At 72.7% G+C, this 16,043-nt stretch carries 13 protein-coding genes and 1 pseudogene; 9 read left to right on the top strand and 5 right to left on the bottom strand.

Annotated features, from left to right (window positions below; all coding sequences use genetic code 11):
- A partial coding sequence (locus ABZ464_RS40935) for an acetyl-coenzyme A synthetase N-terminal domain-containing protein (RefSeq protein WP_359286791.1) occupies positions 1-285 on the bottom strand: 285 nt, incomplete at its 3' end.
- A gap of 134 nt (positions 286-419) precedes the next feature.
- Complete coding sequence (locus ABZ464_RS40930; RefSeq protein ID WP_359286788.1) at positions 420-2,912, bottom strand: SulP family inorganic anion transporter; 2,493 nt, start codon at positions 2,910-2,912, stop codon at positions 420-422.
- Between the two features lie 336 nt (positions 2,913-3,248).
- On the opposite strand from ABZ464_RS40930, the gene ABZ464_RS40925 reads away from it, so the two are divergent.
- Positions 3,249-4,514 (top strand): hypothetical protein, encoded by a 1,266-nt coding sequence (locus tag ABZ464_RS40925; protein ID WP_359286786.1) that lies wholly within the window; start codon positions 3,249-3,251, stop codon positions 4,512-4,514.
- A gap of 16 nt (positions 4,515-4,530) precedes the next feature.
- Here the strand turns inward: ABZ464_RS40925 and ABZ464_RS40920 are convergent, their stop codons facing one another.
- Positions 4,531-5,511, bottom strand: coding sequence for an ATP-binding protein (locus ABZ464_RS40920; RefSeq protein ID WP_359286783.1), 981 nt, complete (start codon positions 5,509-5,511; stop codon positions 4,531-4,533).
- 101 nt (positions 5,512-5,612) lie between these two features.
- On the opposite strand from ABZ464_RS40920, the gene ABZ464_RS40915 reads away from it, so the two are divergent.
- Complete coding sequence (locus ABZ464_RS40915) at positions 5,613-6,437, top strand: oxidoreductase (RefSeq protein ID WP_359286780.1); 825 nt, start codon at positions 5,613-5,615, stop codon at positions 6,435-6,437.
- A 345-nt stretch (positions 6,438-6,782) separates the two neighbouring features.
- Here the strand turns inward: ABZ464_RS40915 and ABZ464_RS40910 are convergent, their stop codons facing one another.
- The gene (locus ABZ464_RS40910; RefSeq protein ID WP_359286778.1) at positions 6,783-7,616 is read right to left on the bottom strand and encodes an HAD family hydrolase; all 834 of its coding nucleotides are present in this window, start codon (positions 7,614-7,616) and stop codon (positions 6,783-6,785) included.
- Between the two features lie 584 nt (positions 7,617-8,200).
- Here ABZ464_RS40910 and ssd point away from each other — a divergent pair.
- The 7 genes and pseudogenes from ssd to ABZ464_RS40875 form a co-directional block, all read left to right on the top strand.
- Positions 8,201-9,304: a septum site-determining protein Ssd gene (ssd, locus tag ABZ464_RS40905; protein ID WP_359286776.1), complete on the top strand. Its 1,104-nt coding sequence runs from the start codon at positions 8,201-8,203 to the stop codon at positions 9,302-9,304.
- Positions 9,301-10,494 carry a TadA family conjugal transfer-associated ATPase gene (locus ABZ464_RS40900; RefSeq protein ID WP_359286773.1) on the top strand — a complete coding sequence of 398 codons (1,194 nt, stop codon included), beginning with the start codon at positions 9,301-9,303 and terminating at the stop codon, positions 10,492-10,494. Before ssd ends, ABZ464_RS40900 begins: the two co-directional genes overlap by 4 nt.
- Positions 10,495-10,630: 136 nt before the next feature.
- A complete protein-coding gene (locus ABZ464_RS40895) occupies positions 10,631-11,491 on the top strand; it encodes a type II secretion system F family protein (protein ID WP_359286795.1) in 861 nt (286 codons plus the stop codon).
- 59 nt (positions 11,492-11,550) lie between these two features.
- On the top strand, positions 11,551-12,339 hold the full coding sequence (locus ABZ464_RS40890) for a type II secretion system F family protein (protein ID WP_359286770.1): 789 nt from the start codon (positions 11,551-11,553) through the stop codon (positions 12,337-12,339).
- Positions 12,340-12,432: 93 nt separating this feature from the next.
- Positions 12,433-12,642, top strand: a complete 210-nt coding sequence (locus ABZ464_RS40885; RefSeq protein WP_359286767.1) for a DUF4244 domain-containing protein — start codon at positions 12,433-12,435, stop codon at positions 12,640-12,642.
- Positions 12,629-13,033 (top strand): TadE family type IV pilus minor pilin, encoded by a 405-nt coding sequence (locus ABZ464_RS40880; protein ID WP_359286764.1) that lies wholly within the window; start codon positions 12,629-12,631, stop codon positions 13,031-13,033. Before ABZ464_RS40885 ends, ABZ464_RS40880 begins: the two co-directional genes overlap by 14 nt.
- A pseudogene (locus ABZ464_RS40875) lies at positions 13,030-13,416 on the top strand (Rv3654c family TadE-like protein); the annotation flags it as partial. The gene ABZ464_RS40880 and the pseudogene ABZ464_RS40875, both read left to right, overlap by 4 nt.
- Here the strand turns inward: ABZ464_RS40875 and ABZ464_RS40870 are convergent.
- The gene (locus ABZ464_RS40870; protein WP_359286761.1) at positions 13,367-16,018 is read right to left on the bottom strand and encodes a DEAD/DEAH box helicase; all 2,652 of its coding nucleotides are present in this window, start codon (positions 16,016-16,018) and stop codon (positions 13,367-13,369) included. The pseudogene ABZ464_RS40875 and the gene ABZ464_RS40870 sit on opposite strands and share 50 nt — an antisense overlap.
- Positions 16,019-16,043: the final 25 nt, after the last annotated feature.

Raw genomic sequence — 16,043 nt, 5'->3', positions numbered from 1 at the left:
GTAGGCGATGTTGAGCTCGCCGTCGGCGAACCATGTCGCGAACGGGGGGTTCGACCAGTCCAGTGTCTGGGTCGGCTCGGTGGCCCAGGTCAGCCGGCGGGCCTGCTCGGCCCAGAAGCCGAGCCTGTCAGCCTTGGCCTGTTCATACGCCTGCGCCGTGACGTTGGCGTTCGCGGCCAGGTCGGCGGGCGGCGCGAACCTGCGTTCTTCCTTGAGCAGGTTGGCCAGGCTCTCGTTGCTCACGACATCTCCCTCTCGAAGGGTGTCCGTTGTGTCCCAGGCCACAGCTCATCAGAACCGGGGGCCCGGTGACAAGGGCCGACGGAAAATTGGTTTAGACCTGTCACGGTCTTCGGGTGGGCCGGGTCATCCGTACCCACGGACGGGGGCCGGACGGAGTTCAGCAGGTGTAACGCCTTTCACACTCTGTGGCCCACATGATCGAACAGCTCGCTTCCGTCTCTCCCGGTGAGCAGATACGTCTGTGCCTCGCCCACGTGGAAGTACAGCCCGTGCAGCTCCAGCGCCCCGGCCCGCAGGGCACGCGCCACCGAGTCGTGGGCCCGCAGATGATCCAGCTGCTGGACCACGTTCGTCAGGCACAGCTGCTCGACCGCGTCCGCCGGCGCCCGCCCGGCCAGCCGGGCCCAGGGGCGGCCGTCGTCGGCCATTCGCTCCAGACTGGGCAGCCCGTGCCGCAGCCACCGCTTCAACGGAGTCTGCTCACCGCCGGGTTCGGAACCGAGCAGCGCCTGCATGGCCCCGCAACCGGAGTGCCCGCACACCGTGACGGACCGGACCTTCAGCACGTCCACCGCGTACTCGATGGCCGCCGCCACCGAGTCGTCCCCGCTCTTCTCGTCCGGCGGCGGCACCAGGTTTCCCACGTTCCGCACCACGAACAGGTCGCCCGGACCACTGGAGGTGATCATCGAGGTGACCAGCCGCGAGTCGGCGCACGTGAGGAACAACTGCGTCGGCTGCTGCCCTTCTCGGGCCAGCCGCGCCAACTCCCCGCGCACCAGCGGGGCGGTGTTCCGCTGGAAGGCGCTGATACCGCGGACCAGTTGGTGGGCGTGGACGGGTGTGCCGCCGTGCGCGGTGGCACCCGGGGGTGTGGTTCCTCCGGTCGTGGCTGTGGTTGTGGCTGTGGCGGGGGGTGTGGCTGTGGAGGTGGCGGGGGCGAGAGGGCCGGATCCAAGGTCGCCGGATCGAGGATCGCCGGATCGAGGGTCCCCGGGTCCGGGGTCGTGGGACCCGGTGGCGCTGCACTGATGGTTGCGCCAGGGCGTCCAGGGGCGGCAGCGGCAGTCGGCGCTGGTGCCGGTCTGGGCCGGGGCCGTGGCTCCCGTGCCGAGTCTGCGGCCGGTCAGCTCGACGGTGCCGCCCTGTGCGGTGTGGGTCTTCTGCCAGTCCTGCAGGGCCTCGTACGCCGCGTGGTCCATGAAGGAACCGTCCAGCTCGACCACGACGGGTGTGCCGTGGGGCACGAGATGCAGGGCCCGGCTGAGCCGTGGCACCGCGAGGAACGTCAACTGGCCTCGCACGTGTACGTGATGGACTCCTTCCTGCTCGTGGTGGGTGATGCGGGTGTGGGTGAGACGGTTGAGGGCGACGGCGACGGCCACCGCGATTCCCAGCGTCACGCCCTCCAGGACGCCCAGGAACACCACACCGAGGGTGGTGACGGCGTACACCAGCACCTCTCGGTGGCGGGTCACCGTACGAATGTGGTGCAGGGACACCATCTGGATGCCGACGGCCATCACCAGGGCGGCGAGCGAGGCGAGCGGGATGAGCTCCAGGATCGGGACCATCAGCAGCGCGGCGATCACTACGAGAACGCCGTGCAGCATCGTGGAGTTCCGGCTGACGGCACCCGATTGGACATTCGCCGAACTGCGCACGGCCACCCCCGCGACGGGCAGTCCGCCGAGCGCGCCGGAGACGATGTTGGCGGCTCCCTGACCGAGCAGCTCGCGGTCGAGGTCGGAGCGGCCGACGCGCGGGGCGCGGCCCGTGGGCGAGGAGATCAGGTCGGAGCGGGAGGCGATGAGCTTGTCGACGGCGACCGCGCCGAGCAGCGACTGCACGCTGCACACGAGGGTGATGGTGAGGACGGCCGCCGCGACACCGAGCGCCGGACCCTCGGGCAGCCCGGCCAGGGCGTGGCTGCGCCAGGAGGGGAGGTCGACCCTGGGGAGGGTGAGGCCGGCGAGGGACGCCGCCGCCGTGGCGCCGGCGACCGCGACGAGGGCGGCGGGCACCTTGCGCAGCAGCCTGCCCGCCCGGCCGGGGATCCGTGGCCAGAGCAGCAGCAGGCTCAGGGTCAGGGTGCTCACGGCGACGGCTGCGGGCTGCAGCCCGGCCAGCTGGGCGGGCAGGGCGCGGAGGTTGTCCAGGACGGAGCTCTGCGGGGTGCCGCCGAGGACGATGTGCAGCTGGGCGACGGCGATGGTGACGCCGATGCCGGCGAGCATGCCGTGCACGATGGCGGGGCTGACGGCGAGCGCGGTGCGGGCCACGCGCAGGCAGCCGAGGCCCAGTTGGGCGAGTCCGGCGAGGACGGTGACGGCACAGGTCGTCCGCCAGCCGTAGCGCTGGATGAGGTCGGCCGTGACCACGGTGAGCCCGGCGGCGGGGCCGCTGACCTGGAGCGGGCAGCCGCCGACGCAACCGGCGACGATTCCGCCGACGGCGGCGGCGACGAGGCCGGCCTGGAGGGGGGCTCCGGTGGCCAGGGCGATGCCCAGGGACAGGGGGAGGGCGATCAGGAAGACCGCGATCGAGGCGGACACGTCGGTGCCCGCGATACGGAAGCGGCGGTTCGGGCCCGACGGGGGGCTGTGGGGTGGGTGGGTGCGCTGGGTGCGCGTCGAGTCGGACGTACGAGTGGGGACGCAGGCTGACATGTTCCCGTCTCCTCCGGGGCAGCGCGGTCGCGGAAATGGTGGTCCCCCGTCGATGGCGGGGGCGGTCGCGGCCGTGGGTCACGGCGTACAGCGGCGGGATGAAAAATCAACGCTCGGTAAAACGATCGTAATGCAGAGTAAAGGTCAGGCATGGATTTATGTGGCAAATAGGGCAATGAATCACCCTCTCGGATGAAGTGAGCATTTCATCGGCTTGTCGTATTAATTCCCTTTCGGTCCCGTGCGATCTTGACCGCGCTGCCGGCTCGCCCCGGCACGCACCGACAGAACGCCCTCGTCGGCGTGGGCCGAGAGAAGGAAGAAGGTGGGCGGAACATGACCGCCACCCAGAGAATCGCCGCGGCCGTCGTGGTCGCCGCGACGGCCGCCGCATCACTAGCCGGTTGTGCGACGGGAACCGGCGCCTCGAAGTCGGGAACGCAGGCTCCGCGCAAGGGCGCCCCCGCGCCCAAGCACGTGGTCCGGCTGATCGGCGACGGCTCCACCGCGTACACCGGACCGCAGCCGCATCTGCCCAGACCCGAGCGCCTGAAGCCCGGTCAGAAGCCCCCGCAGTTCGTGGTGTTCTCCTGGGACGGCGCCGGAGAGGACAGTCAGAAGCTGTTCTCCCACTTCCGCAAGGTGTCCAAGGCCAACCACGCGACCATGACGTACTTCCTCAGCGGCGTGTACATGCTGCCGGAGGAGAAGGCCGACCTGTACCGGCCCCCGCAGCACTCGCCGGGCCGCTCCGACATCGGCTTCAACGACGAGCAGGGCGTCGCCGACACCGTGCGGCAGCTGCGCCTGGCGTGGCTGGAGGGCAACGAGATCGGCACCCACTTCAACGGCCACTTCTGCGGCAAGAACGGCGGCGTCGGCGAGTGGTCGCCGGCGGAGTGGCGGGACGAAATCGCCCAGGCCAAGCGGTTCGTGAAGACCTGGAAGACCAACACCGGCCTGACGAAGGCGGCCCCGCTGCCCTTCGACTACGACCAGGAGCTGATCGGCGCCCGCACCCCCTGCCTCGAGGGCCAGAAGAACTTCATGCGGGCGGCGAGCCGATTGGGCTTCCGCTACGACACCAGCGGCGTCAACCAGCAGGTCTGGCCCCGCAAACGGATGGGCCTGTGGGATCTGTCGATGCAGCTCGTGCCCTTCCCCGGACACAACTACGAGCAGCTCACCATGGACTACAACTTCATGGTCAACCAGTCCGGCACCAAGACCCAGGGCGACCCCGCCAAGCGCGCGTACTGGGGCGAGCAGATGCGCGACGGTCTGCTCCGGGGCTTCCACCGCGCCTACAACGGCAACCGCGCTCCGCTGATCATCGGCAACCACTTCGAGTCCTGGAACGGCGGAACGTACATGCGCGCCGTCGACGAGGTCGTCGAGACCGTCTGCAACCAGCCGGACGTGCGCTGTGTGTCGTTCCGTCAGCTGGCCGACTGGCTGGAGGCCCAGGACCCGACGACCCTGAGCAGGCTGCGCTCGCTGGACGTCGGCGAGCCCCCGAAGCAGGGCTGGGCGTCCTTCCTGTCCGACCGGCCCGCCCCGGCCCCCAAGGGCGTACCGGGCGCACCGGCGGCCCGGCGGTAGCCGCCGGCCGGGTGTTCTAGACGGCGGCGGCCACGCTCTCGCCGAGCACGAAGTCGGGGTCGACCTGTGCCGCCAGGTCGGCCCCGGTGCGTTCGTTGCCCCAGGACTGGGCGTTCTTCAGGTGGAAGTGCACCATCTGGCGTGTGTAGCGGTCCCAGTCGCGCCGCTCGTAGGCGGTGTCGACGGTCGTCCGCAACAGGCGCAGGGCGTCACGGTCGGCCGCGTCCAGGAGGTCGAACCGGGGCGGCCGGCCCTTCTCCATGGCGCGCACCCAGTCCGAGTGCCCGACCGTGACGAGCAGGTCGTCGCCGACCTCGGCGCGGAGGAAGTCGATGTCGTCCTGCCCTTGCACCTTGTTGCCGACGACCTTCAGCTCGATGCCGAAGCCGCGGGCGTACTCCCTGTACTGGCGGTAGACGGAGACCCCCTTCCGGGTCGGCTCGGCGACGAGGAACGTGACGTCGAAGCGGGTGAACATGCCGGAGGCGAAGGAGTCCGAGCCCGCCGTCATGTCGACCACGACATATTCGTCACGGCCGTCCACCAGATGGTTCAGGCACAGCTCCACCGCTCCCGTCTTGGAGTGGTAGCAGGCGACCCCCAGGTCGGCGTCCGTGAAGGGGCCGGTGACCATCAAACGGACGGCGCCGCCGTCGAGTTCCACCGGCCGCACGCAGGCTTCGTAGACCGGATTGTCCTCGCACACCCGGAGCAGCCGCGAGCCCCGGCCGGGCGGGGTCGTCTTGATCATCGTCTCGGAGGAGGTGATGCGCGGGTTGGAGCCGCGCAGATGGTCCTTGATCAACGGAAGGTGCTCGCCCAGCGCGGGCAGGGCGGCGGCCTCCGTCTCGTCGAGGCCGAGGGCGGGTCCCAGATGCTGGTTGATGTCGGCGTCCACGGCGAGCACAGGGGCGCCGAGCGCGGCGAGATGGCGGATGAACAGTGACGACAGCGTGGTCTTGCCGCTGCCGCCCTTCCCGACGAAAGCAATTTTCATGTTCACCAAGAGTAGTGCGACGATAGCTGTGCGTGGCGGCGGCGCGTGAAGAAGACCACTCCTTCGAGGGGTGTGGCCCTTGGGTGCGTAATGTCGTACTCATGAGTACGACAGGCGCGTCCGCCGATCCGCTCGCGGCCCTGGGCTCGTTGCCCGGTGTGGCCGAGTCCGTGGAGTCCGTGCGCAAGGCCGTGGACCGGGTCTACGGACACCGGGTCATGCGGCGCCGCAGCAACGCGATCACCTCCGAGGCCGCCCTGCGCGGCGCCCGTGGCTCGGCGGCGCTGTCCGGCGCCGACTGGGCCCTGGAGGAGGTGCGCCGGCGCAGCGACTTCGGCGTCGACGACGAGGCGAGGGTCATGGGTGCCGCCCTCCGGCTGACCGCCGAGGCGGGACAGCTGCTGTCCATCTGGCGGCAGTCGCCGCTGCGCGTGCTGGCGCGGCTGCATCTGGTGGCCGCGGCGGGCGGCGGCGACGAGGTCGGACGGCCGCGGCAGGCCGGAGAGCCGGTCGACGAACCGCTCGTCGAGCTGCCGCTGCCCGGAGCCGGCGAAGTGGCCGGCCGGCTGGACGGGCTCTCCGAGCTGATCATCGCGGGGAGCTCGGCGCCCGCCCTGGTGACGGCCGCCGTGGTGCACGGCGAGCTGCTCGCCCTGCGCCCGTTCACCTCGCGCAACGGCCTGGTCGCCCGCGCCGCGGAGCGCATCGTGCTGATCGGCAGCGGCCTCGACCCCAAGTCGGTCTGCCCGGCCGAGGTGGGCCACGCGGAACTGGGCCGCGCGGCCTATCTGGCGGCTCTGGACGGCTATGTGTCCGGCACTCCGGAGGGCATGGCGGCCTGGATCACCCACTGCGGCAGGGCGATCGAGCTGGGCGCCCGTGAGTCGACGGCGGTGTGCGAGGCGCTGCAGCGCGGGGCGGCATAGAGGCGGGAAAAACCCCCGTACAAGGGTTGCGGCGGTACGAGGATTCGTACCGCCGCTGGCATGTTCACCGGGTTACCAAGCGTCCTCGATATGTTGCCCATCAGGCCGGGATCTTTGCCCGTGACCTGGTGCGGCTGGCCCGTAATCGACGGGTCGACGTCGCGTGGGTGCTCGATGTTCATGCATCGGTCCGTGGGGCCAAATGCGTTTTTAAGGTGATCCTTTCGGATGTCCTTGGTCTCGCGGGCCGTTGAGTCCTTTCTACTCCAGGACCAGGGCAAGCGGAACCCCCGCCGCCAGTTCTTTACTTTTGCAGCCAAATAGGTTTGAAACGGTCTTCGCAGCTCAGGCGGTCGCCGCCCGGCGCCGGCTCGCGTACCAGACCAGGCCCGCCGTCGCCGCCGCCGCGCCTATGGCGGCCGCCGCCACGAGCGCCGGGCGCGGCGGTACGGAGAACGAGGGGATCCGCTGCTTGAGCCGGACGGGCCGGTGGAAGTCGAGGATCGGCCACCCGCGCGCGACGGCCTCGCGCCGCAGCGCGCGGTCGGGGTTCACGGCGTGCGGACGGCCCACCGCCTGGAGCATCGGCAGATCGGTCGCCGAGTCGCTGTAGGCGAAACAGCGCTCCAGGTCGTACCCCTCCGAAGCGGCCAGCTCCTTGATCGCCTCCGCCTTCGTCGGACCGTAGGCGTAGTACTCCACCTCGCCGGTGTAGCAGCCGTCCTCGCCGACCACCATCCGGGTGGCCACCACGCGGTCCGCGCCCAGCAGCTCACCGATCGGCTCGACCACCTCGGCACCCGACGTGGACACGATCACGACATCGCGGCCGGCCGTGTGGTGCTCCTCGATGAGGGAGGCCGCCTCGTCGTAGATGAGCGGGTCGATCAGGTCGTGCAGGGTCTCGGCGACGATCTCCTTCACCTGCTGCACGTTCCAGCCGCGCACCATCCCGGACAGGTACTTGCGAGTCCGTTCCATCTGGTCGTGGTCCATACCGCCCACGAGGAAGACGAACTGGGCGTACGCCGTCCGCAAGGCGGCCCTGCGGTTGATCAGCCCGCCCTGGTAGAAGGACTTGCTGAAGGTGAGCGTGCTCGACTTCGCAATGACCGTCTTGTCCAGGTCAAAGAAGGCGGCTGTGCGGGGCAAGGAGTGGTTTTCCACAACCAAGAGCATAGGGGCAGCCCATTCGGCGTAAGGTGGGCGCGTGGGTTTGCCTGAGAGGGCTCTCGGGTACACCATGGAAGTCACGGATCGTTCGCGACCGTGCTAACCCGGTCCGGCTCCTCCCCCCCCCCCGAGTCGGCCGTGGAGACGACCCCCGCTCTCCCCCCCGGCGGGGGTCGTCGCATGTCCGGGTGCGTTTTCCCCTTCTCCCCGCGGTATGACCGCGACCGTGAGGCGGCTCAGGCCGCCTCTTCGGCATGTCCGTGATCCGTCACGTTGGGTAGTCGTCGGACTGCTCTGCGGGAGTCGCACAGGAGACGGGTGGCCATCACCGGTATGGGTGACGGCGATTTCCACAACCGGCCGCCCGTCCACAGTTTTCCACCAAGATCCACAAGATTTCCGGGTTCGTCGCACCGTGATTCCGACGCGTCCGCTCGGGCCGGGAGTTCATGGCCGGTTCCGTTTGCCGGGTGCACGCGGCCGGTTTCTGTCGGCCGTTCCTATGGAGGCCGGTTGTCCGGTTCTTCACACGTTTGGGAATCGCGGGGCCATAGGGGCCGCGCGACCCGCGACAAAGGGGGACGAAAACCATGGCCGGAGCCGTCACACACGACCCGCCGCCCGCCGCTTCCCACCCGCAGGGCAAACCACTGATCGTCACCGAGGACGCCGACCTCCTCGACGACCTGCTGCGCCTGTGCGCCGCGGCGGGCGCCACCCCGGAGGTGCACCCCTCGGTGCCGGAGCGCCGCGGCAGCTGGGAGACCGCGCCGCTCGTCCTCGTCGGCGACGACGCCGCCCGCCGGGTGCGCGGAGCCACCCGCAGACGCGGGGTGGTCCTCGTCGGACGCGACCAGGACGACTCCGGGGTCTGGCAGCGCGCCGTCGAGATCGGCGCCGACCACGTCCTGATGCTGCCCGACGGCGAACAGTGGCTGGTCGACCGGATCGCCGACGTCGCCGAGGGCGTCGGTCGGCCCGCGCTCACCGTCGGCGTCATCGGCGGCCGCGGAGGCGCCGGAGCGTCCACGCTCGCATGCGCCCTCGCCGTCACCTCCGCGCGCGAGGGCCTGCGCACCCTCCTGGTGGACGCCGATCCGCTCGGTGGCGGACTCGACGTACTGCTCGGCGGGGAGACGACCGAGGGGCTGCGCTGGCCCGCCTTCGCCGCCTCACGCGGGCGCGTCGGCGGCGGCGCCCTGGAGGAGTCCCTGCCCGAACTGCACGCGCTTCGCGTCCTCAGCTGGGACCGCGGCGACTGCGTGGCCGTGCCACCGCAGGCCGTGCGCGCGGTCCTCGCCGCCGCCCGCCGCCGGGGCGGCACGGTCGTCGTGGACCTGCCCCGCCGCATCGACGACGGGGTCGCCGAGGCCCTCGCCCAGGTAGACCTCGGGCTCCTCGTGGTCCCCGCCGAACTGCGCGCCGTCGCGGCCGCCGGCCGGGTGGCCGCCGCGGCCGGGATGGTCCTGCGCGACCTCAGAGTGGCGGTACGGGGCCCGTACGCACCCGGTCTCGACGACCGTGAGGTGGCCACCCTGCTCCGGCTGCCCCTGGCCGGAGTGGTGCCCGTCGAACAGGCGCTGCTCCGCCCGGACGGCGGCAAGGCACCCCCGGGCGCCGCCGCGCGCGGGCCCCTCGCCCGCTTCTGCAAGCAGTTCTGGGAGCGGGCGCTCATCGAGGCGGGTGGCTCGTGAGCACGGGACCGGCGCTGGAGGGCGCACTGCTGGACGGCGTACGGCAGTGGCTCGCCGCGAGCGGGGCCGAGCCCACGCCCGCCCGCGTGGCGCAGGCCCTGCGGGAACAGGGGCGGGTGCTCGGGGACGCCGAGGTGCTCGGGGCGGCCGAGCAACTGCGCTCCGAGCTGATCGGCAGCGGGCCCCTCGAGCCGCTGCTCGCCGACCCCTCGGTGACCGACGTGCTGGTGTCCGCCCCGGACCGGGTCTGGGTCGACCGGGGCGGCGGTCTGGAGCTGACCGCCGTCTCCTTCCCGGACGCCGCGGCCGTACGACGCCTCGCGCAGCGCCTGGCCGCGGTGGCCGGACGGCGCCTGGACGACGCCCGGCCCTGGGCCGACGCCCGGCTGCCCGACGGGACCAGGCTGCACGCCGTGCTGCCCCCGGTGGCCGTCGGCTGCACCTGTCTGGCGCTGCGGGTGGTACGGCCGCGGGCGTTCACGCTCGACGAACTCGTCGCCGCGGGCACCGTGCCGCCGGGCGGCGACCGGATCCTGCGGGCCCTGCTCGAAGCACGGCTGTCCTTCCTGGTCAGCGGGGGCACCGGCAGCGGCAAGACGACCCTGCTGAGCGCACTGCTCGGCCTGGTCGGACCCGGGGAGCGGATCGTTCTCGCCGAGGACTCCGCGGAGCTGCGGCCGGACCACCCGCACGTGGTCCGCCTGGAGACCAGACCCGCCAATCAGGAGGGCGCCGGGCTCGTCACGCTCGAGGACCTGGTGCGGCAGGCCCTGCGGATGCGTCCGGACCGGCTCGTCGTGGGCGAGGTGCGCGGACCGGAGGTGGTCCACCTCCTGGCCGCGCTCAACACGGGCCACGAGGGCGGCTGCGGGACCGTCCACGCCAACGCCGCGGCCGACGTCCCCGCCCGGCTGGAGGCGCTGGGCACGGCGGCCGGACTCGACCGGGCCGCACTGCACAGCCAGCTGGCGGCCGCGCTCTCGGTGGTCCTCCACCTCGTCCGCGACCCGGCCGGACGGCGCCGGATCGCCGAGGTGCACGTGCTGGAGCGGGACCCGACGGGGCTGGTGCGGACGGTACCGGCACTGCGCTGGCAGCCGGACGCCTTCGCGTACGAGCGGGGGTGGGGACGGCTGCGGGAGCTGCTGGGTGGTGAGGAGAGCGGGGCGGGTGCGGGAGTCGGGCTGTGAAGGGAGCGCCGGGTGAGCGAGGGAGCCGGGATGGGCCAAAGGAGTGGTTCGGGCGGGGGCGGCGGTGCGGGCGGCAGGAGCGGGGCGGGCGAGGGAAGTCGGGCGGGTGAAGGGAGCCGGGTGGGTGAGGTACGTGATGGGTGAGGTGTCGACGGCGGCGGCTGTTGCCTGTGCCGGGGCGGCTGTGTGGCTGTGGGGCGGGCCGTACTCCGGTGGTCGGCGGGCGCAGTTGCTGCTCGCCGGGGGCGGGGTGGTCGGCAGCGGTCCGCCGGCCTGGCAGGACCTGGCCCGCGAACTGCGGAGGCTGCGCCGGCGATGGCGGCCCGAGTGGTGGGCGCCGGTCGTGGGGGCGGTCCTTGCGGTGCTGGGAGCCTCGCTGCTGCCGGTCGTCGTGGGGGCCGCCGTGGTCCCCCTGCTGCGCCGGATGCGGCGCGCCGCCGAGGCCCGCCGGGCCGGGGAACGCCGGGCAGACGCCGTGATCGCGCTGTGCGCGGCGATCGCCGGGGAGGTGCGGGCCGGACGGCAGCCCGGGGAGGCGTTGCAGCGGGCGGCGCGGGACTCCGGCGGGCTGGGTGAGGCCCGGGCGGCGGTGCTGGCGGCGGCGCGGTTCGGCGGGGACGTGCCCCGGGCGCTCGCGGTCGCCGCACGACAACCCGGTGCCGGCGGACTGCTGGGGTTGGCGGCGTGCTGGCGGGTGGCCGTCGACCAGGGGGCCGGCCTCGCGGCGGGACTCGATCGCCTGGAGGGGGCGTTGCGCGCGGAGCGCGACCAACGGGCGGACCTGAGAGCCCAGTTGGCGGGACCGCGCGCCACCGCGGTGATGCTGGCCTGCTTGCCGGCCCTGGGACTCCTCCTGGGCGGCGCGCTCGGCGCCGACCCGCTGCAGGTGCTGTTCCACACCTTGTCCGGGCTGAGCTGCCTGCTCGTCGGGGGGCTGCTGGAGGGCGCCGGGGTGTGGTGGGTGCTGTGGATCGTACGGAACGCGGAGAGGGCGTGAGAGGGCGTGAGAGAGGGCGTGCGGTCGAACGTGTGGCGGGTGACGAGGAGGGAGGCGTGATGAGTGCGGAAGTTGTCCACAGGCTGGGGGTGGCCGTGGGGATCGTGACGGTCCTCGGGTGGCCGGTGTGGTGGCTGGCGAGGGTGCGGCGCGCCCGTAAGGCCCGAGGGCGGGCGGCCGGGCTGCTGGGGCGGCAGCGGGCACCTGACGTCTCGCGCGCGGCGGGGATGCGGGATGCCGTGGCGACCTGGCTGCCGGCGATGGCGGTCGCGGGCGCCGGATGGCTGCTGATCGGCGGTGTCGTGGGGGCCGTGGCCGGGGTGACCGGCGCGGTCGGGCTGTGGCGGTGGCGGAGTCGGCAGCGGGCGGCGGGAGCCGTGAGTGAGGCCGACGCGCGGCTCGCCGCCGGACAACTCCCCCTCGCCGCAGATCTGCTGGCCGCCTGTATCGCGGCGGGCGCCGCCCCGGTGATCGCCGCGCAGGCCGTGGGCGAGGCCCTGGGCGGGCTGGTGGGGGAAGGGCTGGCGCGCGGTGCCGCCGAGGTACGGCTGGGCGGCGAACCGGCCACGGCATGGCGGAGGTTGGCCTGTGCGCCGGGTGCGGCGGCCCTGGCGCGGCTGTTGGAACAGGCCGGCGTGACGGGGATTCCCGCGGCCGGACCCGTGGCCCGGCTCGCCGGGGAAGCGCGTGCCGAGTGGACCCGGGCCGCGACGGCCAGGGCCCGTCGCGCCGGTGTCCTGGTCGCCGCGCCGGTGGGGTTGTGCTTCCTGCCCGCCTTCATCGCGGTCGGTGTCGTACCGGTCGTGATCGGGCTCGCGGGCGGGGTGATGGGAGGAGGCGGCGGATGACGGGGTGCTGAACCGGCGCCGAGGGCGCCGGGCAGGGACGACGGCGGATCGAACAGTCAGAGGCCGACAGGGCCGAACCTTACGGGGGTTGAGATGTACAAGGCGGTACGGGCGCGACTGCGTGCCCTGGTGTGCGGGATGCGGGGAGCGCGGAAGGACGCCGGAATGGTGACGTCCGAGTACGCGATGGGGATCGTGGCGGCCGTGGGGTTCGCCGTGCTCCTCTACCAGGTGGTGACGAGCGACGCCGTCAGCACGCAGTTGCAGGACATCGTGAGGCGGGCGCTCAGTGGGGCGATGTGAGCGGCGGCGGCTCGGTGGGGACCGGGGTTTCGTGACGGCGGAGTCGGCCGTGGTGCTGCCGGTGCTGGTGGTGTTCGCGATGGCGCTGGTGTGGGGGCTGCTCGTGGTGGCGGCTCGGATCCAGTGTGTTGACGCGGCCAGGACCGGCGCCCGCGCGGCGGCCCGGCAGGACCCCACCGAGGCGGTCGTCGAACTGGCCCGTGCGGCGGCACCGAGCGGGGCACGGGTGACGGTCGACAGGGAGGGCGATCAGGTGCGTGTGGTGGTCGTGGCGAGTCCGCCGCTGCTGCGGGGGCTGCCCTTCGAGGTACGGGAGGAGGCGGTGGCGGCGGCCGAGGAGGCCGTGGGGGCCGCTGGGGCCGGCGGGGACAGCGGGGGAGGTGGGCCGTGAAGGCGGCCCGTGTCGTCGGGGCGTGGCTGCGGCGGAGAGGCGACCGGGGCTCGGCCACGGTGTGGAGTCTCGGGGCGATCGCGGTGCTGTGCGTGGTCTTCGGTGTCGTGCTGGCCCTGGGGCAGGCCGTGGTGGTCCGGCACCGGGCCGCCGGGGGCGCGGATCTCGCGGCGCTCGCGGCGGCGGACCACTGGTCGGACGGCGCGGACCGGGCCTGCGCCCGGGCGGGCCGGGTGGCGCGGGCACAGGGCGCGCGGCTGGTGCGCTGCGCGGTCGCTGGCGAGATCTCGGACGTGACCGCGGCAGCGGGCCAGGGGCCCTTCACGGCCGAGGTCAGGGCACGTGCGGGCCCTCCGGGGCCGGTATCGCCGCCCCCGGCCCCGCTTCCGCCGTCTGAGGCCCAGGCTCCTGAGGGCCGGGTCGCTGAGGGGCGGGTCCCTGAGGGGCGGGTCCCTGAGCCCCAGGCTCCTGAGGGACAGCCCCTTGAGGGGCAGACCGCTGAAGGCCAGGCCCGGATTCCGCCTCGTGCGGAGCCTCCTCCGGCACTCCCCGGAGCAGTTCCGTGAGGAGCCGCACCGCCCCCCTCTTGTGCAGTGGTTCGTTGCCGTTGCCGCACTTGGGGGACTGGATGCAGGAGGGGCAGCCGGCGTCGCACTCGCAGGCGGCGATGGCCTCGCGGGTGGCGGTGAGCCAGGCGCGGGCGGTGTGGAAGGCGCGCTCGGCGAAGCCCGCGCCGCCGGGATGGCCGTCGTAGACGAAGACCGTCGGCAGGAGCGTGTCGGGGTGCAGCGGGACCGACACGCCGCCGATGTCCCAGCGGTCGCAGGTCGCGAAGAGCGGGAGGAGGCCGATGGAGGCGTGTTCGGCGGCGTGCAGGGCGCCGCCGAGGATCTCGGGGTTGATGCGGGCGGCGTCGAGCTGGTCCTCGGTGACCGTCCACCACACCGCGCGGGTGCGCAGGGTGCGGGGAGGGAGGTCGAGCTTCGACTCGCCCAGGACTTCACCGGTGATGACGCGTCGGCGCAGGAAGGAGACGACCTGGTTGGTGACTTCGACGGAGCCGTAGCACAACCGGCCCCGGCCCCAGGGGATTTCGGTGTCCGTCTCCAGGACGGCGATGGAGGTGGTGTCGCGGGCGACGGTCGTGTAGGGCGGGGCGGCCTCCTCGACCAGGGCGACCGAGTCGTCCAGGTCCAGGGAGCGGACGAGGTAGGTACGGCCTTGGTGGAGGTGGACGGCGCCCTCGTGGACGGTGGTGTGGGCGGCGCCCGCGTCGACCGTGCCGAGCAGCCGGCCCGTGCCCTCCTCGACGATCTGCACCGGCCGTCCGCCCTCGCCGCGGATGTCGGTGAGGTCGGCGGCGCGTTCCCGGCGCGTCCAGTGCCAGGCCTTCGTGCGGCGGCGCAGCAGCCTGGCGGCCTCCAGCTGGGGCAGCAGGGCCTCGGTCTCCGGGCCGAACAGCGCCAGGTCCTCCTCCGTCAGCGGGAGTTCCGCGGCGGCGGCGCACAGGTGCGGGGCGAGGACGTAGGGGTTGTCGGGGTCGAGGACCGTCGACTCCACCGGGCGGTCGAAGAGAGCCTCCGGGTGGTGGACGAGGAAGGTGTCCAGCGGGTCGTCGCGGGCGACCAGCACCGCCAGCGCGCCCTGCCCGGACCGCCCGGCCCGGCCGGCCTGCTGCCAGAGGGAGGCGCGGGTGCCCGGGTAGCCGGCGATCAGGACGGCGTCGAGGCCGGAGACGTCGATGCCCAGTTCGAGGGCGGTGGTGGCGGCGAGGCCGAGGAGCTCGCCGGAGTGGAGGGCCTGTTCGAGGGCGCGGCGTTCCTCGGGCAGATAGCCGCCCCGGTACGCCGCGACACGCCGGGCGAGCGAGCGGTCGACCTCGGCGAGCCGTTCCTGGGCGATCACCGAGATCAGCTCGGCGCCGCGCCGGGAGCGGATGAAGGCGACCGTGCGCACGCCCTGGACGGCGAGGTCGGTGAGGAGCTCGGCGGTCTCGGCGGTGGCGGTACGCCGGACGGGGGCGCCCTTCTCGCCCTGGAGCTCGGTGAGCGGCGGCTCCCAGAGGGCGAACACCAGTTCACCTCGGGGTGAGGCGTCGTCGGCGACCTCCACCACCGGAAGGCCGGTGAGGCGGCCGGCCGCGACCGCTGGCTCGGCGGCGGTCGCGGAGGCCAGCAGGAAGACCGGGGAGGCGCCGTAGCGGGCGCACAGGCGGCGCAGCCTGCGCAGCACCTGGGCGACGTGGGAGCCGAAGACGCCGCGGTAGGTGTGGCACTCGTCGACGACGACGTACTTCAGCGACTTCAGGAAGGAGGACCAGCGGGGGTGGGACGGGAGAATGCCCCGGTGCAGCATGTCCGGGTTGGTCAGGACGTAGTTGGCGTACTGACGGATCCACTCGCGTTCCTCGAACGGCGTGTCGCCGTCGTACACGGCCGGACGCACCGCGTTGCCGAGCGGTTGTGAGAGTTCTTTCACAGACCGGCGCTGATCGGCGGCGAGGGCCTTGGTGGGGGCGAGGTACAGGGCGGTCGCGCCGCGTCCGTTCGGGGCCTCGGAGCCGTCCAGAAGGGTGGACAGCACCGGCACGAGATAGGCCAGGGACTTGCCGGAGGCGGTGCCCGTGGCGACGACCACCGAGTCGCCGTCCAGGGCGTGCTCGGCGGCGAGGGCCTGGTGGGCCCAGGGGTGGGCGATTCCGCAGGCCTGGACCGCCGCGATCACCTCCGGGCGAATCCGGTCGGGCCAGACTGCATGGCGGCCCTCACGCGGGGGCAAGTGCTCCGTATGAGTGATGCGCGAAGCCCGGCTCGGGCCCGGGGCGAGCCGGTCCAGGAGCGCGCCCGGCGACAGGCGGGGCGCGGGCTGTGCCGAGGATCGATCGGATCGGTGATTCTTGGCCATCGGCACCGAGTGTGTCACTGGCGTGACGGACAATGGAGCCAAGGCGTCGTGCACGCCTGCCGGTAAGTGATTGAATGCCATCGCGGCTGGCGAACCGTCCAGGGGG

The organism is Streptomyces sp. NPDC005820 (assembly GCF_040630255.1).
Taxonomy (GTDB): Bacteria; Actinomycetota; Actinomycetes; order Streptomycetales; family Streptomycetaceae; genus Streptomyces.
The sequence above is the reverse complement of the archived record's forward strand: the minus strand, read 5'-3'. Positions and strand labels throughout refer to the sequence as shown.